Consider the following 21,127-nt stretch of genomic DNA (forward strand, 5'->3'; position numbering starts at 1 on the left):
CGCACGATCAATCGTCATAACCTAACTATCAAGCAAAAAATGTCGGCGCAAAAGACGGCGGGCCTGCAGAACAATAGTGCACTCCCAACGCCAAGAACAAAGGCTTCGCGTTGCATCTCTACACCACGAAGCCTTTATGTAGCTCACCAAGCCGCATCCAAGTGTGTCATAGAGCAAGGCTTAACTCACGCTTCTCCCGCAGCCTGAGCCTTTTCCAGCGCCTCGCGTTCGCTTTTTCGCATACGCTCGGAAGCTGACTTCAGCTGGCCACAGGCGGCAAAAATATCACGCCCGCGCGGTGTGCGGATCGGCGAAGCATAGCCCGCACGGTTGACCACATCGGCAAAAGCCTCGATCTGCTCCCATTCAGAACACTCATAGGGCGAACCGGGCCATGGGTTAAACGGCAGCAGGTTGATCTTCGCCGGAATGCCCTTCAGCAGCTGTACCAGCTTCTTCGCATCCTCCAGACTATCATTAACGCCCTTCAGCATCACATATTCAAATGTAATGCGCTTGGCATTTGATAGGCCAGGATAATTCCGGCACGCATCAAGCAGCGCCTCTATATTGTATTTCTTGTTGATCGGCACCAGCACGTTGCGCAGCTCATCTTCAACTGCATGCAGCGAAATCGCCAGCATACAGCCAATCTCATCACCCGTGCGTGCAATCATTGGGGTCACGCCTGATGTTGAAAGCGTAATCCGACGCTTGGAAAGCGACAACCCGTCGCCGTCAGATGCAATCAGCAGCGCCTTCTTGACCTCGTCAAAATTATAAAGCGGCTCACCCATGCCCATCATCACGATATTGGTGATCCGGCGCCGGTTAGAAGCATTCTCCAGCGCCCCCTCTGGCGCATCCGCGTCAGGAAAATCATTAAGTCGATCTTTCGCAATCAACAACTGCGATAGGATCTCTTCCGAGGTCAGATTTCGCACCAGTTTTTGAGTGCCAGTGTGGCAGAAGGTGCAAGTCAATGTGCAGCCCACCTGCGAGGAAATGCAAAGCGTGCCACGGTCTTCCTCTGGGATGTAAACCGTCTCCACCTCCACAGGCTTGCCAGCCCCGCGCGAGGGATACCGAAACAGCCATTTGCGTGTGCCATCTACAGAGATCTGCTCGGTAACAATCTCTGGCCGCTCAATGGTAAAGGCAAATTTCAGCTTGGCGCGCAGATCTTTGGAGACGTTGCTCATCTTGTCGAAGTCGGAAATACCGCGCACGTAAAGCCAATGCCATAGCTGGTTAACACGCATACGCACTTGGCGCGGCGGCACTCCCACAGCTTCCATCGCTTTGCCAAGTTCTTCGCGGCTAAGACCGATAAGAGACGGCTTGTCGTCTTGCAAACTCTTGGTATTTGCTGGCACGATCAAGGGCTCTGCCGGAGTGTTTGTTTGCGTCGCTGCATGCGCGATATCGAGAGAAACCGCCATAGTCTGTTCACCGATTAGATATCTAGGGGATACGCAGAGCGCACACGAGAGCAGCTCTGCCAGTCTTATAGCGGCGGCCAATCCGGCACACCGCTCGCCGTTTATCGGCGCTTATAACGGAAAAACCCGCAAATGAAAATGCCGTCCCTTCGATTTAAAGGGACGGCAGTCAGCGAAAAGAACATCGCATGAGAGCTAAAGCACTGGCCTGAGCTTATTTACAAGCACCTTCAGCAGCGCGAACCGACGCTGTAATCCCGCTCAGCGAGAACTTGTAGGTTGTTTGCGTACCGCGGCCAGACACCCCATTCACGGTCATTTTGCTGCCAGCTTTCATCGCGGCAACAAGGCTTTTCTCATCCGCCGGGTTCTTTACCCATGCGCCTTGATCTTTGGTGAACAGCGAGAACTTCTTCCCGTCAACATCAACTTCCACCATAGATCCGGGCTTGAAGTTGTAACCTACGCGAAAGCTTGGCTCATTGCGCACCTGCTGTGCAGGGATAGAGGTGACGAAGAAGAACACATCACCGTGATTCCGGTCCGTCGGTAGTGACTCAAGCGGCATAGAGAGGGCGTAACAGGTTTTGCCCTCATTACCGGTAAAGGCGTAGGTCGCCCAGTCTTTGTTTTGCTCCAGTCGCTCTGGTGTCTGCGCCATGGCAGCAAAACCGGAAAGGCACAGGGCCCCAACAGCAATTGTAAGAATACGTGCTTTCATCTTTTCCAAACCGCTCTCTTGCGTCCAGTTCGATGTGATCTCATTTTGAGATCCTGCTAATTTATTTTTAAGGTTACTTTAAAGATGGTTACGAAAGGGTTGATAATCCAATCTCTTACCCCCTTCTTTTAAAGCCAACTTTTCCATCAGGCTGGCCCCATAAACTTGGCAATACTGTGGCACGAGGCCCAGTTCTTGACAATTCCAGCATTATCGGGAGCCATCCATCTCACCCTTCAAGAACCGAATTCCCGAAAAATAAGTGATAATTATTAGTAGGATAGCGCTTTCTTCGCAACAAGCAAACTACAACCTGATCCACCTCACGTCAATTACGCATACATTAAATAATGATCAAGCTTCGCGCTCGACTGCACAACGTTAACAAAACAATTTGCGGCCAATGCAAAGATCATAATCACTCTAAACCTTAACGAACCCGCGCGGGCATACCACTGCCATTTTAATTGACTGCGGCATATTTCACGCATGATTCGTTAGTCTGAATTTTGAGTATACCTTTTTGATAGCGTTGGCCGCACATCACGCCGCGAAATCGGATTTCCATGCACGTGCTCCGCTATTGCCTCAGTTGGGGCACCCGCGGTTATCGGCCGTTCTGCGTATTTTCCTAACGCGCGATACCGGTCATAAAGCACCAGCGCCGCAGCAATACCAACATTCAGACAGAACTTGGTTGGAATCTTCACGATGTAGTCGCAGCGCTCTTGCATTTGCGGCGACAAGCTGCCGCGCTCCGGCCCCAGAATATAGGCAGCTTGCAGAGGATGACCAAAACTCGGCAGATCAATCGCGTCATCGGTCAGCTCGACACCCACAAGTTTACAGCCCTGCGGGAATTGCATATCGTCAAGCGTATCCCATGCAAAGTAGGGAATGTGCCCCGCACTCTTAGATGTATCGGCTTTCAGAGCTTCGCTCAGCCGCCGCGCTCGATCCACTGTAAAAAAGAAGTTGGCACCGAAGGCGTGGGCCGTACGCATCAGGCTACCCACGTTAAAAGGCTTGGATAGCCCCTCCGACCCCACTGCAAAATAGCCGCGCATGCTTGCTGTTCTCGCTTATTCGTTCATCTTGCGGCTCTCTTACTCCCAATTCCGCTGCAATTGCAAGCACTCAACAAGCGAAGAGCGATGCAGAGCTAGCCTGAAAAATCGGCTGCCTCTAGAACACTAACCACTGGAGCGTGATCCGATGGTTTTTCCCAGCCTCGCGCATCGCGCAACACTTCCACATGCCTGCATTGCGCCGCGGTCCCGGCAGTCATCCAGATATGGTCGAGCCGGCGGCCCTTGTCCGCTTTGCTCCAATCCTTGGCGCGGTAGCTCCACCACGAATAAAGTTTCTCGCTTTCAGGGATCTGCTGACGCACCACATCAACATATTTGCCAGCGGCCTGCACACTTGCCAATCGCTCGCACTCCAGTGGCGTATGGCTAACAACGCGGAGCAGCTGCTTATGTGACCAGACATCGTTTTCATGCGGCGCGATATTCAAGTCTCCAACAACGATACTCTCGCCGCTAAAGCCACCAAACCAAGCTTCCATTTCATCAAGAAACTTCAGTTTATGGGCAAACTTGTCGTTGACTTCAGGGTCCGGAACATCACCGCCCGCAGGCACATAAAAATTGTGCAACCGCACTGGAACCTCGCCCAGCTCAACAGTTGCTGCGATATGGCGGGTATCGCCCATTTCACAAAATTCTTTGCACTCCACATCGCCCAGCGGCACCCGAGAAATCAAAGCAACACCGTGGTATCCCTTTTGCCCATGCATCGCCACATGCCGATATCCAAGCTTGTTAAATGCGGCGGTGGGAAAACTGCCATCCGGGCATTTTGTTTCCTGCAAACACAGCACATCCGGCGCGTAATCCAGCAGCAACTTCTCGACAATCGGCAAGCGCAAACGCACCGAATTGATATTCCAGCTTACAATTTTCAGGCGCTCGCTCATTTTATCCCCGCAGCAATCTTAGCAATTGCAAAGCACCATATTGCGGCAGGCTGTAGATGAACAGAGGCCGAACAAAAATAATGCTGGATGCAGCGTGCGCCCGTCCCCCGACAAGGCAAAAGCTAAACTTCCACTAAAAAACTCGAACCAGACGCAAAACGTTCTTCAGCTTCTGTTTGCAAACTACGGCAGAAGGGTTTTAGTCAGCGAAGGAGGCACCGAATGGTTTTCATCTCCCAGCAACAAACGTGTATGCGCAGGGCCTACCTATGGCTGGTGTTGCTCGCCCTTGGATTATTGCTTTTCAGTGCAAGCACAGCAGCGGCTACGTCCCGCGTCTTCGCTACTGCAAATGTGAACATGCGCACCGGCCCTTCAACCAAATATCCAATAATTGGCCAAGTTCCAAAACATGGCAACGCTATCCTGTATCAATGCACTGCGGGCTACACATGGTGCGACGTCTCCTACAGCAATCTACGCGGTTGGGTATCGGCCAAATACCTTATTTTCGGCAGTGACAGCCCCTACCCCTCGCAGTCCGTGCCAACTTACGCCCCATATGTGAGCCTGCCAGTTATCTACAGCGGCTACCCGATTTACCCGTATTACCCGCCAGTTCTGCGTCCGGGCCTAAGCGTGGGCGTTGTGGTTCGGCCTGATCACGATGACGATCATCACCATCACAGGCCTCCACCCCCACCACCGCATTGGCACCATCCACCGCATGCCCATCCACCGCACGGACAACGACCACCCGGCTTCCACCCACCCCATAGGCATCCTCAGTTTCATGCGGCGGGCGGCCACGTCAGGCGGCGCTAGTCATTTAGCAGCGAGCAACACCTCAACAACACCACTCAAGACATCCTCAAGACGAAAATCCTTGGGCGTGTAAACAGCAGAAACGCCAAGCTCGAGCAGTCGCGCTTGATCCTCTTCGCTAACGATACCCCCTAGCACCAAAGGTGTCTTCTGCAGTCCTTGTGTTTGCATTTGCGCTAGCACATCTTCAACTTGCTGCAAATGTGCGCCTGATAGCACCGAGAGACCAATCACATCCACCCCCTCACGCGCAGCCGCTGCCACAATTTGCGCCGGAGTGAGTCGAATTCCATCAAAGACCACGTGCATTCCAGCGTCGCGCGCCCGCACCGCGATTTGTTCGGCTCCATTAGAGTGCCCATCCAGCCCCGGCTTGCCAATGAGCACTCGCGGCGGACGACCAAGCTGCTCGCTCGCCTTCTCAACGCGGCTCCTTAAACCATCATCGTAATATGGCTCATTGCGTGCGGCATTGCTTACCCCTGTGGGGGCTCGATAGGCGCCAAACCGTTGGCGCAGGACCTCGGCCCACTCGCCTGTTGTCACCCCTGCTTTTGCGCAGTCTATCGAGGCGGGCATGATATTCGCCCCCTCCGCCAGCACCTGCCGTAATTGTTCAAGTGAGGCCTCAACCACGGCCGCGTCGCGCTGATCTTTCCAAGCCACAAGGCGTTGCACCGCCATTTCTGCCTCTTGGGCATCCACCCCTTGCGTGGCCGCTGCCCCAGTCTCTCCCACAAGCAAACTATCACCATCTGCCCAACGATTTACACCGACAACGACCTGTTCGCCACTCTCAATTAAGGCCAGTCTCTGCGCGTTTGCTTCCACCAATTGCGATTTCATGTAGCCGCTTTCCACCGCAGCGGCAGCACCGCCCATGTGCAAAATACGCTCCATTTCCTCGCGTGCCGCCCGCAAAATCGCCGCGGTCTTCGCATCAACTTCTTTGTTGCCATCAAACAAGTCATCAAACTCCAGCAGATCAGTTTCATAGGCAAGAATCTGCTGCAAACGCAACGACCACTGCTGATCCACGGCCCGAGGTAACCCAAGCGCTTCATTCCACGCTGGCAATTGAACGGCCCGCGCCCGCGCCTTTTTTGAAAGCGTCACCGCCAGCATTTCAATAAGTATCCGCGCCACATTGTTCTCCGGCTGCTGCTCTGTCAGCCCCAGCGAGTTCACTTGAACGCCATAACGAAAGCGACGCATTTTCGGCTCTTGCACACCATAGCGGTGAAGGCAAACCTCATCCCAAAGCTCGGCAAAGGCGCGCATTTTACACATCTCTGTCACAAAGCGCATGCCTGCATTCACAAAAAAGGACAAACGCCCGGCAAAAGCCGGAAAGCCCTCAAGGCTCACTTCCCCGCTGTGCTTCACGCGGTCCAGTATCTCCACCGCAGTCGCCATAGCAAAAGCAACTTCTTGCACAGGCTCCGCACCCGCCTCTTGCAGGTGATAGGAACATACGTTCATCGGGTTCCATTTCGGCATATTGGACAGTGTCCAAGTCGCTAATTGGCAAGAAAGCCGAAGTGATGCATCTGGCGGATAGGCATAGGTCCCGCGCGACAGGTACTCTTTGATAAGGTCGTTCTGTGTGGTGCCTTTTAGCTCCGCCCGGTCCACCCCTCTCTCATCCGCAAGTGCCACATAAAGTGCAAGCAACCAAGGAGCGGTCGCATTGATTGTCATCGAGGTGTTCATTTGCTCCAGCGGCAACTCGGCAAACAAGGCACGCATATCCCCTAAATGCGACAGCGGCACACCAACTCGCCCAACCTCCCCTTTTGCCAACGCATGGTCCGGGTCATAGCCGGTTTGTGTCGGCAAATCGAAAGCAACGGATAGCCCGCTTTGCCCCTTGGCGAGGTTGGCCCGATAAAGCTCATTGCTACGCTCTGCGGAAGAGTGCCCCGCATAAGTACGAAACATCCATGGCCGTTCCTTTTTACCGTGCATCATGTCTCGCCCCTCCTTGGTTTGTCGACCTCTTAACTTTGACGGTTTGTCAGACTTGTTGCAATGCAATATTTTTAACTAAAGACTATTCCATCCGATAAGTTGCCAAATGGCAAAAATACAGAGTTTGATTTAGTTCTTGCACTAAACTGCAGCGAAATATTTTATGTTGCACTGCATCATAAAATCATCGAGGATCTACTCCGTAAACAGGAGGGAGAGAAAATGGTAAGTGGAGCAACACAAGCACAGGCCTCGGGCAACAAGCGGCAAGAAAAAAAAGATCTCTATGCTGTTGGCGAGATCCCGCCGCTGGGACATGTCCCAAGTAAGATGTGGGCATGGGCGATCAGAAAAGAGCGCCACGGCGAACCGGATGTCGCTATGCAGCAAGAGGTATTGCCGGTTTGGGAGATCGATAGCCACGAGGTACTGGTTCTCGTCATGGCAGCTGGCGTCAACTACAACGGCATCTGGGCAGGCTTGGGGGAGCCTATCTCACCACTGGATGGGCATAAGATGCCTTACCATATCGCAGGATCAGACGCCGCGGGTATCGTCTGGGCCGTGGGCTCCAAGGTAACGAGATGGAAGGTCGGTGACGAAGTGATCGTTCATTGCAATCAAGATGATGGCGATGATGAAGATTGCAATGGCGGAGATCCGATGTACTCCACCTCCCAAAGAATATGGGGTTATGAGACACCCGATGGCTCATTTGCCCAGTTCACCCGCGCCCAGTCACAGCAACTCATGCAACGCCCTCGCCACCTTTCCTGGGAGGAAAGCGCCTGCTACACGCTTACCCTCGCTACGGCTTATCGTATGCTGTTCGGCCACGAGCCACACCATCTAAAGCCGGGTCAGAATGTTCTTGTCTGGGGCGCTTCCGGCGGGCTTGGAGTGTTCGGCGTTCAGCTGGCAGCAGCAGCTGGTGCCAATCCAATTGGCGTAATATCAGAGGAAGACAAGCGCGATTTTGTTATGTCACTCGGCGCCACGGGCGTAATCAACCGGCGCGAGTTTGACTGCTGGGGTCAGCTCCCTAAGGTGAACTCCCCTGAATACGAAAAATGGGTACGCGAAGCCCGTCGTTTTGGCAAAGCCATCTGGAATTTTACCGGTAAGGGCAACGACGTCGACCTCGTGTTCGAGCATCCGGGAGAGGCGACCTTCCCCGTCTCTACCCTGGTGGTAAAACGCGGCGGAATGGTGGTTTTTTGCGCTGGCACCACAGGTTTCAATATCACCTTTGATGCGCGCTATGTCTGGATGCGACAAAAACGGATTCAAGGTTCACATTTCGCGCACCTCCAACAGGCAAGCGCCGCAAATCAGTTCGTCATCGAGCGCCGGATTGATCCGTGCATGAGCGAAGTTTTCCCGTGGGCGCAGATCCCGCAAGCGCACATCAAAATGCGCAAAAACCAACATGCGCCTGGAAACATGGCAGTTCTCGTCAGTGCGCCAAAAGCGGGATTAAAAAGTCTAGAAGACACGATCGACGCAGCACTATAAGCATCGCATAAGAAGAGTCTTTTAGACAAAAAAACTAATCAAAATAAACGCAATAAAGAAAATTCAGAGGTCAAAAAAGATCTCTGAATTTACAAAAATCCCGTGCGAGCAAGTTATGTATACACACATTTCCATATTTATATTTTCCTATATTTTTCAGCGACTTCATAATAATTCTCAGTTACAGCTCCATCTTTATACTTTAAAAAAAAAATATATACTTAAAACATCGAAACATCATTGTATTCCTAAAGAAACGCTGCATCACATATAAATATAGAATAAATATTTCACTCAATATCATTAATATTTGTCCGCAGATAGATTCCACCTATCAATAGTCAAACTTGACAGGTTGGAATTGGATTCTATTCTCAAGCCGTACAGTTGCTTTGCTATTCCTGAAATAGTCACGGAGACAACTGAACTTAAATCCGGGTTCCGGCCCGATTATTCCGAGTGAGCTGCATGATTACATGCAGATCTCTTACGTCGTGAAAGTAGATACCGGAGAGCTTCAATTGTTTAGCTTCAAAAAAATCCTCGCAACCGCAGCGTTTGCCTTACCACTCGTGGCAACAACTGCTCAAGCTGCGGGGCCAGTCTGTGAAATAGATCGCCCAGTTGTTTTTGCTGGCCTAGACTGGGATTCAAACGCGTTCCATACCTCTCTCGCCAGCTATATCATGCAAAAAGGCTATGGCTGCGAGACAGACTCAATCCCTGGCTCCACCATTCCCTTGCTCAATGGCATGGCCCGCGGCGATGTTGACGTAACAATGGAAATCTGGCCAGACAACGTCACTGAAGCTTTGGCAAAAGGCACTGCAAACGGCGACTTCATTGATCTTGGCATCAACTTCCCTGACGCTGTTCAGGCTTGGTTTGTTCCCAAATACCTTGTCGAAGGTGATGATGCGCCAGCAAAAGGCCTGAAATCGGTTTATGACCTTCCGAAATTTAAAGAAGTCTTCGCCGACCCTGAAGAGCCAGAAAAAGGTCGCTTCTACAACTGTATCGCTGGCTGGGGTTGTGAGGTAATCAACACCAAGAAGCTGCATGCCTATGGCTTGACAGAGGATTACGTGAACTTCCGCCCAGGCACTGGTGCTGCTCTTTCTGCAGCCATTGAGTCTAACATCAAGCGGAAGAAACCCGTCCTCTTCTACTACTGGGGCCCAACTTGGGTTCTAGGTAAAGTGATCGACGATCTCGTGATCTTGGAAGAGCCAGCCTACGACAAAGCGACTTGGGACGCCCTTTCCGCTGAAGACGACCCAACCAAAGTCACAAAGGCAGTTGCCTACCCGCTGTCTCGCGTGCACGTTTATGCAAACAGCAAGTTTGCAGAACAAGCACCTAATCTGGTTGAGTTCCTTAAAAGCTACGAGACATCAAACGCCACCGTGTCTAAGGCACTCGCCTACATGCAAGACACAGGCGGCACGACAGACGATGCTGCGGTTGAGTTTCTCAAGACCAATCGCGACGTCTGGACCACTTGGGTCCCAGCAGAGGTTGCCGAGCGCGTAACAGCCGCACTCGAAGACTAAGCTCGCACAACAAACGATAGAGCACGGGAAGCCCTTCTTCCCGTGCATTCTTGTGGGTGCACCACAATAAATGGAATAATCAAGAGGACGACATGGACTTTGTCCTGTTCCCGGACTTCGGGAGAGCTATCAGAAATACGACCAACCAGTTCGTTGATTTTCTGGTCATAAACTTTGGCGACAGCTTTGAAGCTTTTTCAAACTTCATCCTGTTTTTCTTGGTCAAGCTAGAGCGCGTGCTTCGCGCCGCTGATCCAATCATAATCCTGTTACTCATTGGCGCGCTCGCTTACGCTTCCAGCCGCAAATGGGCCCTCAGCATCGCCATGATGGCGGCAATGTGGTTCATCGGCACGCTCGGTCTATGGCAACAAGCCATGCAAACCATAGCTATTATGCTGATCGCAGTCCTGATCTCGATCATCCTCGGCATTCCCACTGGCGTCGCCGCCGCCCGATCTGATCGCTTTCGGTCCTTTATCAACCCTGTACTCGATCTAATGCAAACGATCCCGGCATTCGTTTATCTAATCCCCGCCGCGATGTTGTTCGGTCTTGGGAAAATGCCCGCAATTCTTGCAACGGTCATCTACGCAGCACCGCCACTCGTGCGCCTCACGGACCTAGGCATTCGCGAGGTGGATGGCGAAGTGGTTGAGGCTAGTCGCGCCTTCGGCGCCACCCGTTGGCAAATTCTGCGAGGCGTGCAAATCCCACTCGCGCTACCAGCGATCATGCAAGGTATAAACCAAACCATGATGATGGCACTGGCCATGGTTGTCATAGCATCCATGATCGGTGCACGCGGTGTCGGAGAAACCGTACTGCTTGGCCTTCAACGCAATGACAGCGGTCAAGGGTTGATCGGCGGCATTGCCATTGTGATCCTCGCGATCATGTTTGACAGAATAACCCAGGCAGCTGGTCAGCGCATGCAGGCCCACCGTAAGGTCCGTTCATAAGGTCAAGGCACATGTCTCTCATCCAAGTAAAAAACATTACCAAGATCTTTGGGCCAACCCCGCAAAAAGTCCTTCCACTTGTCAAAAACGGCATGGGGAAAGAGCAGTTGCTAGCGGAAACCGGCCACACTCTTGGTCTCCACGAAGTCTCCCTCAATATCGAAAAAGGCGAAATTTTCGTGATTATGGGCCTTTCCGGCTCGGGGAAATCCACACTCATTCGCCACTTCAATAGGTTGATCGACCCGACAGACGGTCAAATCTTGGTTGATGATCAAGATGTAATCTCTCTGTCGATCAAAGAGCTTGAAAGCTTCCGCCGCAAGCGCATGAGCATGGTCTTCCAGCGCTTCGGCCTTCTGCCACATCGCACTGTTTTGCAAAACGTGGCCTACGGCTTAGAAATTCAAGGAATCCCCGCTGATCAGCGTCATGAAAAGGCTGAGGAATGGATTGACGCAGTTGGTCTCACCGGCTTCTCACACCAGTATCCAAGTCAGCTTTCCGGCGGAATGCAGCAACGCGTCGGCCTTGCCCGCGCACTGGCAACAGACGCAGATATCCTCCTCATGGACGAGGCATTTTCTGCGCTAGATCCGCTAATTCGCTCACAAATGCAGGACCAACTTGTCGAGCTGCAAGAGAAGCTTCAAAAAACAATTGTCTTCATTACCCACGATCTTGATGAGGCACTTCGCATCGGCGACAAGATCGCCATCTTGAAAGATGGCGTGCTTTCTCAAGTCGGCACCCCAGCAGACATTCTCACCAATCCAGCAGATGACTACGTCACTGATTTTGTGCGCGATGTAAACCGCGCCCGCGTGTTGACAGTCGAAACGGTGATGCAACCACCTGAGCTACGCATCACCCATGATAACATGGAAAAAGCTCTGTCAGAGATGCGCAAACGCGGTGAGGACTACTGCTATGTGGTTGAAAACGAAGAGTATCGCGGTGTTGTGACCAAAGATGAGTTGGTCGAGGAAATTGCCAAGCCCGGCAACACGCCTTCACTCTTTGATTATGCAGACAGCGGTGAAACACTGGAACCTGACAGCACGCTAGAACAAGCTCTCCCCGCCACGCTTGAAGCAGACTATCCGGTACCTGTCGTAAATGAAGACGGACATCTAGAGGGGGTACTATGCCCCATCGAAGTCGGTACCGTGCTCACGCCTCCAGACGATGAGGCAGACGAAGCCACGATTGATCAGCGCAAAGAATGCGATACCGCTAAGGACATGCCTAAAGCGTCATAAGTGATAAAGCGCCCGCTTATCTAGCGGGCGTTTTTCCTAGTATTGCAATTGACCGGCCGCAAAACACACCGGCTGAAGAGCAAAAAATGAACAGAAAAGACAAGGACAGCAACGGTCCCTCAAAAGTATCAGGTGTCACTGCACGCCAAACTCCCTCAGCATATGCAATGATAAACAGCGCCAGATAAAGAACGAGAGTCAACCACTCTCCCTTAAGCCGGTAGAAACCACCGCCAATTACCTCCACACGCCCGCGCTGATAAAGTGCGCCAATAAAACAACCAAGCATCACACCAAACAGAGCTACCTGAAGCCCAAGCACGTTAGGAAGCGGCTCGCGAAAAAATCGCATCAATACGAATACCGCGCAAATGAACGGAGTTATCAAGACCCGCCAGAAGGTCATATCCTGTGCCTTCCGAGCTTGCAAACCACTATAAATAAGAATGAAAAGCAGCGGCCAAACCCAAATAGGCGCCCCTGTAATATAAGGAAGAATAGACATAATGCCTCGCTAGCAAAACACGGGCGATAAGCCTATCAAACTTTCGCATGTGGCACTGTGAATACTTCCAATGAAAGCGCAGGAACTATGCAGAAACGGCAACCGCAGATCCCACGCAAAACGCTGGATTATCGTTCAACCAGATTATCTCGCCAACACCTCCACACATTGCAATCGCTTCATCTACACTGCGGCCGTCTTCCAACCGATAAGTTGGCAGCAACTCTTTAAGAGGCACGAGTACAAAGCTCCGCTCGCCCATTCGTGGATGTGGTAACTGCAACACATCATCGCTGATCTTTTCATCTCCAAACAATACAAGATCAATATCTATTGTTCGCGGCCCCCAGCGTACATCACGCACACGACCAAGAGCACTCTCAATAGATAGACTATGCCGTAGCAAATCGTGCGCGGAGCACGTCGCTTCCACCAAAATGCAGCAGTTTCTATAGGGATCCTGAGCGACAGGCCCCCATGGGGGGGTTCGATAATCGCCGGATTTTGCAACAACATTAATACCCGCCACTCGATCAAGCGCCGAAATTGCCTGATTAATGTAGTCTCGTGTGTCACCCATATTGGAACCAAGAGCCAGCACTGCCTTGACACTCATTGCGCGGCCTCTTTCTCAACCTTACGATACGCCTGCACAATTTTTGCGGCATCTACGTGCGGCTTTACATCATGCACCCGCACGATCTTTGCCCCCTTTTGCAGTGCCATTACATGCACCGCAAGCGAGCCAGCAAGCCTCTCTTGCACTGGTACATTTAGCACCTCGCCTATCATCCTCTTGCGCGACGCACCAGCTAAGACTGGTCTACCCAACGCTAACAAGCGATCAAACCCGTTCAGTATCATATAGTTTTGCTCAAGCACTTTACCAAACCCGAAGCCGGGGTCCAGAATCTGACGCTCTTTTGGAATGCCTGCACGTTCTGCCAGCGCTATTGAACGTTCGAAGAAGCGCAACATATCATCTAGGATATCAATTGAACGGTCTTCGCCCTGCCGGTTATGCATCATGACAATGCCCGCCCCGGTTTCGGCAACCACATCCGCCATTTCTGGATCTTTCTGCAGCCCCCACACATCATTGATGAGGCTAGCACCCAGCGCACAGGCCTTCCGGGCGGTATCTGCCCGATAGGTATCTATGGAAATGACAGTATCAAGCGAACAAAGCCGTTTCAAAACCGGAATGACGCGAGCCTGCTCTTGCTCTACGCTAACAGCATCAGCACCCGGCCGCGTACTTTCACCGCCCACATCAATGATATTAGCCCCCTCAGCAATCATTTGCACAGCATGAGCATAGGCCCTTTCCGGCGCAGCATTCAGCCCCCCATCAGAAAAACTATCTGGAGTAGCATTTAATATACCCATTACTAGAGGTCTGCTGTTGTCAGCAAGAAGAGCTGGCTCAAACATTTGTACCAAGGCGCATCCATTCCGCAAATGAACTGATATTGAGGCGTCAAATGCGCTGGATCCGAGAAAAAATCAAGTGTTGATGGCCGAAATGCCACCTTAAGCTAAAAATGAAAAAGGCCTAACAAGCGTTAGGCCGAGTTAATGGATGAAGGTTTTGCTTAACCAAGCCGATCAATGAGATTATTTCTCATTGTTTCTAGCTTGTCGCGAAATAAAGAGATCTCGTCCTCGCCTAAATCTCCCATAGCGTTGCGCTCCACCACTTCGCCAAGTCGCCGAACTCGCTGAGTTAGCAAGACAGCTTTATCTGTTAGAACGATTATGTTGCACCGCCGATCTTTCGGATCCGCAACACGCTCAATTAACCCCTGCTCCTCAAGCATGTCCAAATGACCCACAAGCGTCATGGGATCTAGAGACATTCTTTCAGCTAACTGATTTTGGCGCAGACCCGGACAATTCGTGACATAAAACAGCACGCGAGCCCCGGAAGGGGTAATCGACATCCCTGCGCGACTCAGCTCATGTTCAATCGAACGACGCAGTAGCCTTGCAAAGTCTTGCACCAAAAAAATCAGCGTTTCATGGGGCCTATCAGTGTGTGTATTCACACTGTTTAATTGTAACACAGCCATTTATTAGTTCCCTTGTAGCCCAAACGCCGTCAGAAGATGATCTGCACTTATAATCACAGCATCTGTTTATTAACTTCATTTATTATTTAGCTTCTGACAGCTGTTTCACCTTACGGCATCACCCAAGAGGATCAAACATTTTTCTACATTTTTGCGTTTTTGGCGCTAAGGGAATATTTGAATTATCTCAAAATTATGCTTTGGCCCATAAGTAATTGAACTTATTTTTAGCAATACGGCATATCCCTAGGTTATTAGTTAACCTGTTATTTATATGGAATAATTTTAAAACAACCATAGCACCACACGCTCTAATATATCTAGCGGGCAATAACCAGGCGCACTCAGAAACTAAAACTACAAATAGTTGTGTAAAATTATTTTACTCTATTGATAACGCTTACATAAATCACACAGAAAAACGGCTTAAAACTAAATTTCGCTCACATGACCGGCATAATAACCTTGTTACATTCTGGAAATGACGGCGAGCCCCAATAAGAAATACCAATTTTATCAATATTTCTGAAATGTATCACACCACACCAACTGGCATGAAGACACACTTCCCCTAGGGAATGCTCCTATAAGCAATCATTCCTAGCAAAACCAAGCATCAAACTACGCTTCGTATTTGAAATTTCAAAAAAGTAGGGTAGAAGACCTCAAAACTTCTGCAAACAACTGCGCAATTGGTGGGGGCGCGTAGCCATCTACGCCGCCAACAAAGCCGCCTGCGCACATATGGAGCCCGCATGGAACTTCGCAATATCGCGATTATTGCCCACGTTGACCACGGCAAGACCACCCTTATCGATGTCCTGCTGAAACAGTCCGGTGTTTTCCGCGCCAACCAGCAGACCGAAGAACGCATGATGGACTCCAACGACATCGAGCGCGAACGCGGCATCACCATCCTCGCCAAAAACACCTCTTTGGTATGGAATGGCACCCGCATCAACATCGTTGATACTCCGGGCCACGCTGACTTCGGCGGTGAAGTTGAGCGCATCTTGCACATGGTTGACGGTGTAGTACTACTCGTTGACGCGGCAGAGGGCCCAATGCCTCAAACCAAGTTCGTACTTGGCAAAGCATTGAAACTCGGCCTCAAGCCGATCGTGGCGATTAACAAAATCGACAAGCCAGAGCAGCGCGCTGAAGAAGTGCTCGACGAGGTATTTGATCTCTTCGCTTCTTTGGATGCAAACGAAGAGCAGCTGGACTTCCCAGTGGTATACGGCTCGGCAAAGCAAGAGTGGATGTCGTTAGAGCCACAAGGCCCGCAGGATAGCATGGCTCCTCTCTTTGATATGATCACCGAGAAAGTTTCTCCGCCAACCTCCGAGGAAGGCCCGTTCCGCCTACTGGCGACGACGATTGAGTCCGATCCATTCCTTGGCCGCATTCTCACCGGCCGCGTTGCTTCAGGCACCGTTAAGCCAAACATGGCGGTGAAGGCTCTTTCTCGCGATGGCAAGTTGATCGAGAACGGGCGTGTTTCAAAAGTGCTCGCATTCCGCGGTCTTGAGCGTCAGCCAATCGAAGAAGGCGAAGCAGGCGACATTGTCTCAATTGCCGGCCTCACCAAAGCCACGGTAGCAGACACCATTGTCGATACATCTGTGAGCGAGCCAATTCAGGCACAGCCGATTGACCCGCCAACCCTCTCCATGATGTTCCGCGTGAACGACGGACCACTTGCAGGCACCGAAGGCACCAAAGTGCAATCCCGCGTCATCCGCGAGCGCCTCTACAAAGAGGCAGAGGGCAACGTGGCGCTACGCATTGAAGACACAGACGAGCCGGACGCCTTTATCGTCTCTGGCCGTGGTGAACTCCTGCTGGCAATCTTGATTGAAAACATGCGCCGCGAAGGCTTCGAGCTGTGCGTTGGCCGCCCACGCGTTGTTTATCAGGAAGATGAAAATGGTGGCCGCCTCGAGCCAATCGAAGAAGTCATCATCGATGTGGATGAGGAATTCTCCGGTGCTGTGGTGCAAAAGCTGACCGAGCGCAAGGCAGAACTGCTTGAAATGCGCCCATCCGGTGGCGGTCGTACCCGTCTTGTGTTCCACGCGCCAACCCGCGGCCTCATTGGTTATCAGGCGGAGTTGATGTCCGACACCCGCGGCTCGGCTATCTTCAACCGTGTTTTCCATGAATACGCACCGCACAAAGGCGCGATCCAAGGTCGCCACACCGGCGTTCTGCTTTCCAACGGCCAAGGCGATGCCGTCGCCTACGCACTGTTCAACTTGGAAGACCGTGGCCCGATGATGATCGATCCGGGTACCAAGGTTTATCAGGGTATGATTGTTGGCGAGCACACCCGCGGTAACGATCTTGAAGTCAACGTTCTCAAAGGTAAGCAGCTCACCAACATTCGCTCTGCAGGTAAGGACGATGCTGTTAAGCTGACAACGCCAATGAAGCTCAGCCTTGAAGCCGCGCTCTCCTACATCGCAGATGATGAGCTGGTGGAAGTAACTCCAGAATCCATCCGCCTGCGTAAAGCTCTGCTTTGCCCGCATGAGCGCAAGCGCGCTGAACGTGCCGCTAGCAAGGCATAAACCAGCTAAGCATTTATTTTTGGCAGGGCGGACCCTTCGGTCCGCCCTGTTTGTTTTGCCACTAAGGAACTCTAGGATTCTCATGCCCTCATGAAGCAGGCAAAGTGCCGCTACACGCATTCACGGGCAAAGCGGCGATGTTTCTTAAACGGCAAACTTTAAATCTTATTCCGGCTATCTTGCTTGCTTCTCTAGCAATGCCAAAAGCAGCAAGTGCAGTGGAGGACTTGGCAGAGCAAGCGACCAATCCGGTTGCCGCACTCGTCCAGTTTCAATTACAAGACAACTTCTCCCCTGCCACGTGGGGAGCTGAGGGTTGGTCGAACTCTTTTGTCGTTCAGCCGGTCATTCCCGTTGATCTGGGAGTTGAGAACTATTTCCAAACCTCTATTACTCGCCCGACAATCCCGTTTACGTCCACAGCAGAAACCGCAGGTGTAAACTTCGACAAGAGAAAAACGGTATTGGGGACACCGACTTACTTACCGGCTTGAACCACCGTTGGGAATTGTCAGGTGATGGCAACTTTGCCCAATGGGGCCCAATTGCCTCCTTTGTGATCCCAACAGCAACCACAGAAGCACTCGGCGAAGGACAATGGCAAGCAGGTATCGGCGGCATTCTCGCGGCAAATTATCGTAATGTATTTACAGAGAACGATTCCGTGCACTTCGGAATCTTCGGCCATAATCTGTGGTCGTTCGCGCAGACCCGCGATAACGCGCAGGATGTAAACAAGCTTTTTGTCCAGCCCATCGTTGTCTACCACTTCAACGAGCTTCTCGGCCAGAAGGGCTGGTACGCTGCCCTGCCCGATGACTTCTGGGTTTATGACTGGAATGAAAGCCAGTTTGATGTCATCGCTGCAGGCTTGCGCGTTGGCCGCGTCTTCAAAATAGGCGATCAGCCTGTGAATGTCTTTGGGCAGGGGTATTGGAACGGCGCAAAAACTGACGGCACGCCGCAAGCATTCGCCAAACTGAATTTTACTCTGCTGTTTCCAACTCGCTAGCGCTTTTGCCATCAATCATGTTAGCTGTGTCTTGCCGCGCCTTTTGGCGAAGAGCCCATTTTTCCTTCGCCTCTTTTGTTGTCATACGAGAGCCGTCTGGTGACCAGCCCGGGGGTCCAAACGCGTAGCCGATCACATCTCGCAGGCGACGCGCTTGCCGCAAATCGCGCCCAATCGCCAGCCATTCATGAAAGGCCACATAGAAGATGTTGTCGCTTTCCAACGGCTTGCCAATGCCATAGCGAACGGGATCCTCCTCAACCTCTGGAGTAAACGTACCAAACAACCTGTCCCAGATGATAAACGTGCCCCCATAATTGGAATCCAGATAGCGTGGATTGGTGGCGTGATGCACCCGGTGATGACTAGGTGTGTTTAGCACCCATTCCAAGGGTCCCATTTTGTTAATCAGTTCTGTATGAATCCAGAATTGATAGACAAGATTAAGCGAAGAAACAAAAAACACCATCTCCGGCGAAAACCCGAGCAACGTGATCGGCATCCCAAAAGCAAAAGCCAGAGCAATCGTCCCCGTCCAGGTCTGCCGCAACGCCGTTGAGAGGTTGTAAAACTGCGAGGAGTGGTGGTTCACATGACTGGCCCAAAACCAGCGATATTCATGCCCCCAGCGATGCTTCCAGAAATAGGCAAAATCATAGAGCACATAGCAAAGGGCAACGCTCCACCACGTGGTTTCAATGCCCGCAAACAAGCGGTAGGAATAAAACCACTCAAGTGCCCAATAGGTAACCGCGGCTCCAAACGCCACCTTCACAACCAGACTGCCAATCCCCATCGACAGGCTAACTACCGTATCCTTGAAATTGTAGCCTAGCCAGCTCTTGCCATGCGCAGCCACACCTTCGGCAATCATTAATAAAATGAAAGCCGGCACCGAATAGGCTATCGGATCAATAAATTCCATAGGTCCCTCCCAGCAGTACTGCATCGCCCTTAAGCAACCCTTCCGTTTAGGTTATCCGGCTGGAACAAAAAAACAACTTTGCAAATACAACGAATAAAGGGCGAAAGCCAAAGCCTCCGCCCTTTCAATGCATTAGTCAGGCCTAGCCTTTAGGCGAGGTATAAAAAATGCCAGCTATCCGCGCTTAACCGGGCTCAGAACCTGCCGATAAAGCTCGTTATCCGCGCTGTCCATGAGGCGAACCGTTAGCTCCTCACTCACCCCATCAACATCAACAAGGCCAAAGAACTGCAAGCCCTCCGCTGGAGAGAGATTTGCGCGGCCATCTTCAGGTGCCTTCACGAATTTCACCTGTGGGCCAAAAGTACCATCAAGCCCATTTGGGCCAAATGTGCCCGCATGGATTGGTCCGGTCACAAACTCCCAGAATCCATTAAACTCTTGGAATTGGGCGGCATTAGGATCGTAGTAGTGCGCGGCTGTGTAGTGAACATCGGCCGTCAACCAAACAACATTCTCAATATCGGCTGCTTTGATAAAACGCAGCAAATCGGCAAACTCGAGCTCCCGTCCCTTAGGCGCGCCATTGTCTCCGTTTGCCACTGCCTCGGCGCCGCTTTTCTCCTTCCAGTTATCCCAGACGATAAGGCCAATGGGCATATCACAGGCAATAATCTTCCAAGTGGCTTTGGATGATGCAAGCTCCCGCTTGAGCCAGCGCATTTGCGCCGCACCGAGCAACTGACTCGCTGCATTAATCTCGTTTTCCATGCTTTCGCCGTTCGGGCCACGATATGAGCGCAGATCAAGGAAGAAAACATCTACCATCGGTCCATAACCAATGCGGCGATAAACACGGCCAGGTTCAGCAGGGTTGTAGCTGATCGGCGTCATTTCATGGAAAGCCCGCCCCGCACGCGCGGCAAGCAAAGCTACATTTTTCTCGGTGTAGCGATCATCTCCGCTCAAATCCTTCGCGCCAGACCAATTGTTGACCACCTCATGATCATCCCACTGGAAGAAAGTCGGCACCTGCGCATTGAAATTACGCAGGTTTTCATCCAGCAAGTTGTATTTCCATTGCCCGCGAAACTCTTGCAGCGTCTCCGCCACCTTGGATTTTTCAGGTGTAATCAAATTCTTCCAAAGGCTTCCATCAGGCAATTCGACCTCTGGCTTCATCGGTCCATCAGAATAAACGGTGTCACCGCTATGGATGAAGAAGTCTGGTTGATGCTTTTGCATCGTCGCATAGGTCTTCATCCCGCCGCGCGATACATCAATCCCCCAGCCCTGTCCTGCCGTATCGCCTGACCACGCAAAGCGAATAGAACGACGCGATGCCGGTGCGGTGCGGAAATGCCCAACAACCGGCTCTGACAGCGCATTGACGTCATGCAGGTCTTCAAATGTGATGCGGTAAAACACTTCCTGATCACTTGGCAGGTTTTCCAGCAGGCGCTTGGCAGCAAAATCGCTCTGCGGCAACGCATCTGTCGGCGCCAAGCGTAGGGGATCTGCAAAACCATCAGATGTATCAAGCTCTACGTGCATTTTCGCAGCGCGATCCGCCCGCGACCAAATCATCCCACGATCGACGCTGACATCACCCGATTGCACACCATGCGTAACAACCGGACGCGTGCCCGCACGCGAGAGACTGGGCATAGCTAGACCCGAGCCCAAGACACCACTTCCCAACACAAGAGAGCTGGCTGCGGACGATTTTAGAAAACTACGGCGATTGAATTTCTTTGACATAACAGCAATATCCTCCTCAAGAGCGAAAAGCTCAGGACATCGCAACG

19 protein-coding genes and 1 pseudogene are annotated in these 21,127 nt (G+C 51.7%); 8 read left to right on the plus strand and 12 right to left on the minus strand.

The window, feature by feature from the left end; translation table 11 throughout:
* Nucleotides 1–185 precede the first annotated feature (185 nt).
* The 4 genes from rlmN to xth form a co-directional block, all read right to left on the minus strand.
* Nucleotides 186–1,442, minus strand: a complete 1,257-nt coding sequence (gene rlmN, locus AYK82_RS01545; RefSeq protein WP_068310619.1) for a dual-specificity RNA methyltransferase RlmN — start codon at nucleotides 1,440–1,442, stop codon at nucleotides 186–188.
* Between the two features lie 214 nt (nucleotides 1,443–1,656).
* Nucleotides 1,657–2,163, minus strand: coding sequence for an invasion associated locus B family protein (locus tag AYK82_RS01550; RefSeq protein WP_068310621.1), 507 nt, complete (start codon nucleotides 2,161–2,163; stop codon nucleotides 1,657–1,659).
* Nucleotides 2,164–2,660: 497 nt separating this feature from the next.
* Nucleotides 2,661–3,230, minus strand: coding sequence for an RNA methyltransferase (locus AYK82_RS01555; RefSeq protein ID WP_068310624.1), 570 nt, complete (start codon nucleotides 3,228–3,230; stop codon nucleotides 2,661–2,663).
* A 95-nt stretch (nucleotides 3,231–3,325) separates the two neighbouring features.
* Entirely contained in the window at nucleotides 3,326–4,144 is an 819-nt protein-coding gene (xth, locus tag AYK82_RS01560) for an exodeoxyribonuclease III (protein WP_082733671.1), read from the minus strand.
* Between the two features lie 360 nt (nucleotides 4,145–4,504).
* On the opposite strand from xth, the pseudogene AYK82_RS18570 reads away from it, so the two are divergent.
* Nucleotides 4,505–4,639 (plus strand): annotated as a pseudogene (locus AYK82_RS18570) (SH3 domain-containing protein); the annotation flags it as partial.
* Between the two features lie 82 nt (nucleotides 4,640–4,721).
* Here AYK82_RS18570 and AYK82_RS18255 read toward each other — a convergent pair.
* Together AYK82_RS18255 and AYK82_RS01565 are read right to left on the minus strand one after the other, a co-directional pair.
* Nucleotides 4,722–4,916 (minus strand): hypothetical protein, encoded by a 195-nt coding sequence (locus AYK82_RS18255; RefSeq protein ID WP_244265697.1) that lies wholly within the window; start codon nucleotides 4,914–4,916, stop codon nucleotides 4,722–4,724.
* Between the two features lie 53 nt (nucleotides 4,917–4,969).
* Complete coding sequence (locus AYK82_RS01565; protein ID WP_068310626.1) at nucleotides 4,970–6,940, minus strand: methylmalonyl-CoA mutase family protein; 1,971 nt, start codon at nucleotides 6,938–6,940, stop codon at nucleotides 4,970–4,972.
* Nucleotides 6,941–7,162: 222 nt separating this feature from the next.
* Between AYK82_RS01565 and ccrA the strand changes: the two genes are divergently transcribed.
* From ccrA to AYK82_RS01585, 4 genes are all read left to right on the plus strand, one after another.
* Complete coding sequence (gene ccrA, locus AYK82_RS01570) at nucleotides 7,163–8,455, plus strand: crotonyl-CoA carboxylase/reductase (RefSeq protein WP_068311273.1); 1,293 nt, start codon at nucleotides 7,163–7,165, stop codon at nucleotides 8,453–8,455.
* A gap of 476 nt (nucleotides 8,456–8,931) precedes the next feature.
* A complete protein-coding gene (locus AYK82_RS01575) occupies nucleotides 8,932–10,008 on the plus strand; it encodes an ABC transporter substrate-binding protein (RefSeq protein ID WP_082733673.1) in 1,077 nt (358 codons plus the stop codon).
* A gap of 104 nt (nucleotides 10,009–10,112) precedes the next feature.
* The gene (locus AYK82_RS01580) at nucleotides 10,113–10,970 is read left to right on the plus strand and encodes an ABC transporter permease (RefSeq protein ID WP_068311276.1); all 858 of its coding nucleotides are present in this window, start codon (nucleotides 10,113–10,115) and stop codon (nucleotides 10,968–10,970) included.
* A gap of 11 nt (nucleotides 10,971–10,981) precedes the next feature.
* Entirely contained in the window at nucleotides 10,982–12,232 is a 1,251-nt protein-coding gene (locus AYK82_RS01585) for a quaternary amine ABC transporter ATP-binding protein (protein WP_068310628.1), read from the plus strand.
* 16 nt (nucleotides 12,233–12,248) lie between these two features.
* Here the strand turns inward: AYK82_RS01585 and AYK82_RS01590 are convergent, their stop codons facing one another.
* The 4 genes from AYK82_RS01590 to AYK82_RS01605 form a co-directional block, all read right to left on the minus strand.
* Nucleotides 12,249–12,638 carry a hypothetical protein gene (locus tag AYK82_RS01590; RefSeq protein ID WP_156453233.1) on the minus strand — a complete coding sequence of 130 codons (390 nt, stop codon included), beginning with the start codon at nucleotides 12,636–12,638 and terminating at the stop codon, nucleotides 12,249–12,251.
* Nucleotides 12,639–12,822: 184 nt separating this feature from the next.
* The gene (gene folK / locus AYK82_RS01595) at nucleotides 12,823–13,353 is read right to left on the minus strand and encodes a 2-amino-4-hydroxy-6-hydroxymethyldihydropteridine diphosphokinase (RefSeq protein WP_068310632.1); all 531 of its coding nucleotides are present in this window, start codon (nucleotides 13,351–13,353) and stop codon (nucleotides 12,823–12,825) included.
* The gene (folP, locus tag AYK82_RS01600; protein ID WP_068310634.1) at nucleotides 13,350–14,126 is read right to left on the minus strand and encodes a dihydropteroate synthase; all 777 of its coding nucleotides are present in this window, start codon (nucleotides 14,124–14,126) and stop codon (nucleotides 13,350–13,352) included. Before folP ends, folK begins: the two co-directional genes overlap by 4 nt.
* Nucleotides 14,127–14,332: 206 nt before the next feature.
* A complete protein-coding gene (locus tag AYK82_RS01605) occupies nucleotides 14,333–14,809 on the minus strand; it encodes a MarR family winged helix-turn-helix transcriptional regulator (protein WP_068310636.1) in 477 nt (158 codons plus the stop codon).
* A gap of 755 nt (nucleotides 14,810–15,564) precedes the next feature.
* Between AYK82_RS01605 and typA the strand changes: the two genes are divergently transcribed.
* From typA to AYK82_RS01620, 3 genes are all read left to right on the plus strand, one after another.
* Nucleotides 15,565–17,382 (plus strand): translational GTPase TypA, encoded by a 1,818-nt coding sequence (gene typA, locus AYK82_RS01610; RefSeq protein ID WP_068310638.1) that lies wholly within the window; start codon nucleotides 15,565–15,567, stop codon nucleotides 17,380–17,382.
* A gap of 104 nt (nucleotides 17,383–17,486) precedes the next feature.
* On the plus strand, nucleotides 17,487–17,876 hold the full coding sequence (locus AYK82_RS01615; protein ID WP_068310639.1) for a hypothetical protein: 390 nt from the start codon (nucleotides 17,487–17,489) through the stop codon (nucleotides 17,874–17,876).
* Complete coding sequence (locus AYK82_RS01620; protein ID WP_068310641.1) at nucleotides 17,873–18,394, plus strand: hypothetical protein; 522 nt, start codon at nucleotides 17,873–17,875, stop codon at nucleotides 18,392–18,394. Before AYK82_RS01615 ends, AYK82_RS01620 begins: the two co-directional genes overlap by 4 nt.
* Here the strand turns inward: AYK82_RS01620 and AYK82_RS01625 are convergent.
* Nucleotides 18,369–19,319: a sterol desaturase family protein gene (locus AYK82_RS01625; protein ID WP_068310643.1), complete on the minus strand. Its 951-nt coding sequence runs from the start codon at nucleotides 19,317–19,319 to the stop codon at nucleotides 18,369–18,371. The genes AYK82_RS01620 and AYK82_RS01625 overlap by 26 nt on opposite strands.
* 174 nt (nucleotides 19,320–19,493) lie before the next feature.
* A complete protein-coding gene (locus AYK82_RS01630) occupies nucleotides 19,494–21,080 on the minus strand; it encodes an alkaline phosphatase D family protein (protein WP_068310645.1) in 1,587 nt (528 codons plus the stop codon).
* Nucleotides 21,081–21,127 lie beyond the last annotated feature (47 nt).

This window comes from Polycladidibacter hongkongensis (genome assembly GCF_001561995.1).
GTDB classification, from domain to species: Bacteria; Pseudomonadota; Alphaproteobacteria; order Rhizobiales; family Stappiaceae; genus Pseudovibrio; species Pseudovibrio hongkongensis.

What these genes read in the sequence shown, in the direction of transcription:
- rlmN (WP_068310619.1), bottom strand. Translation starts at nt 1,442, where the DNA reads ATGGCGGTTTCTCTCGATATCGCGCATGCAGCGACGCAAACAAACACT.
- AYK82_RS01550 (WP_068310621.1), bottom strand. Translation starts at nt 2,163, where the DNA reads ATGAAAGCACGTATTCTTACAATTGCTGTTGGGGCCCTGTGCCTTTCC.
- AYK82_RS01555 (WP_068310624.1), bottom strand. Translation starts at nt 3,230, where the DNA reads ATGCGCGGCTATTTTGCAGTGGGGTCGGAGGGGCTATCCAAGCCTTTT.
- xth (WP_082733671.1), bottom strand. Translation starts at nt 4,144, where the DNA reads ATGAGCGAGCGCCTGAAAATTGTAAGCTGGAATATCAATTCGGTGCGT.
- AYK82_RS01565 (WP_068310626.1), bottom strand. Translation starts at nt 6,940, where the DNA reads ATGATGCACGGTAAAAAGGAACGGCCATGGATGTTTCGTACTTATGCG.
- ccrA (WP_068311273.1), top strand. Translation starts at nt 7,163, where the DNA reads ATGGTAAGTGGAGCAACACAAGCACAGGCCTCGGGCAACAAGCGGCAA.
- AYK82_RS01575 (WP_082733673.1), top strand. Translation starts at nt 8,932, where the DNA reads ATGCAGATCTCTTACGTCGTGAAAGTAGATACCGGAGAGCTTCAATTG.
- AYK82_RS01585 (WP_068310628.1), top strand. Translation starts at nt 10,982, where the DNA reads ATGTCTCTCATCCAAGTAAAAAACATTACCAAGATCTTTGGGCCAACC.
- AYK82_RS01590 (WP_156453233.1), bottom strand. Translation starts at nt 12,638, where the DNA reads ATGACCTTCTGGCGGGTCTTGATAACTCCGTTCATTTGCGCGGTATTC.
- folK (WP_068310632.1), bottom strand. Translation starts at nt 13,353, where the DNA reads ATGAGTGTCAAGGCAGTGCTGGCTCTTGGTTCCAATATGGGTGACACA.
- folP (WP_068310634.1), bottom strand. Translation starts at nt 14,126, where the DNA reads ATGGGTATATTAAATGCTACTCCAGATAGTTTTTCTGATGGGGGGCTG.
- AYK82_RS01605 (WP_068310636.1), bottom strand. Translation starts at nt 14,809, where the DNA reads ATGGCTGTGTTACAATTAAACAGTGTGAATACACACACTGATAGGCCC.
- typA (WP_068310638.1), top strand. Translation starts at nt 15,565, where the DNA reads ATGGAACTTCGCAATATCGCGATTATTGCCCACGTTGACCACGGCAAG.
- AYK82_RS01625 (WP_068310643.1), bottom strand. Translation starts at nt 19,319, where the DNA reads ATGGAATTTATTGATCCGATAGCCTATTCGGTGCCGGCTTTCATTTTA.
- AYK82_RS01630 (WP_068310645.1), bottom strand. Translation starts at nt 21,080, where the DNA reads ATGTCAAAGAAATTCAATCGCCGTAGTTTTCTAAAATCGTCCGCAGCC.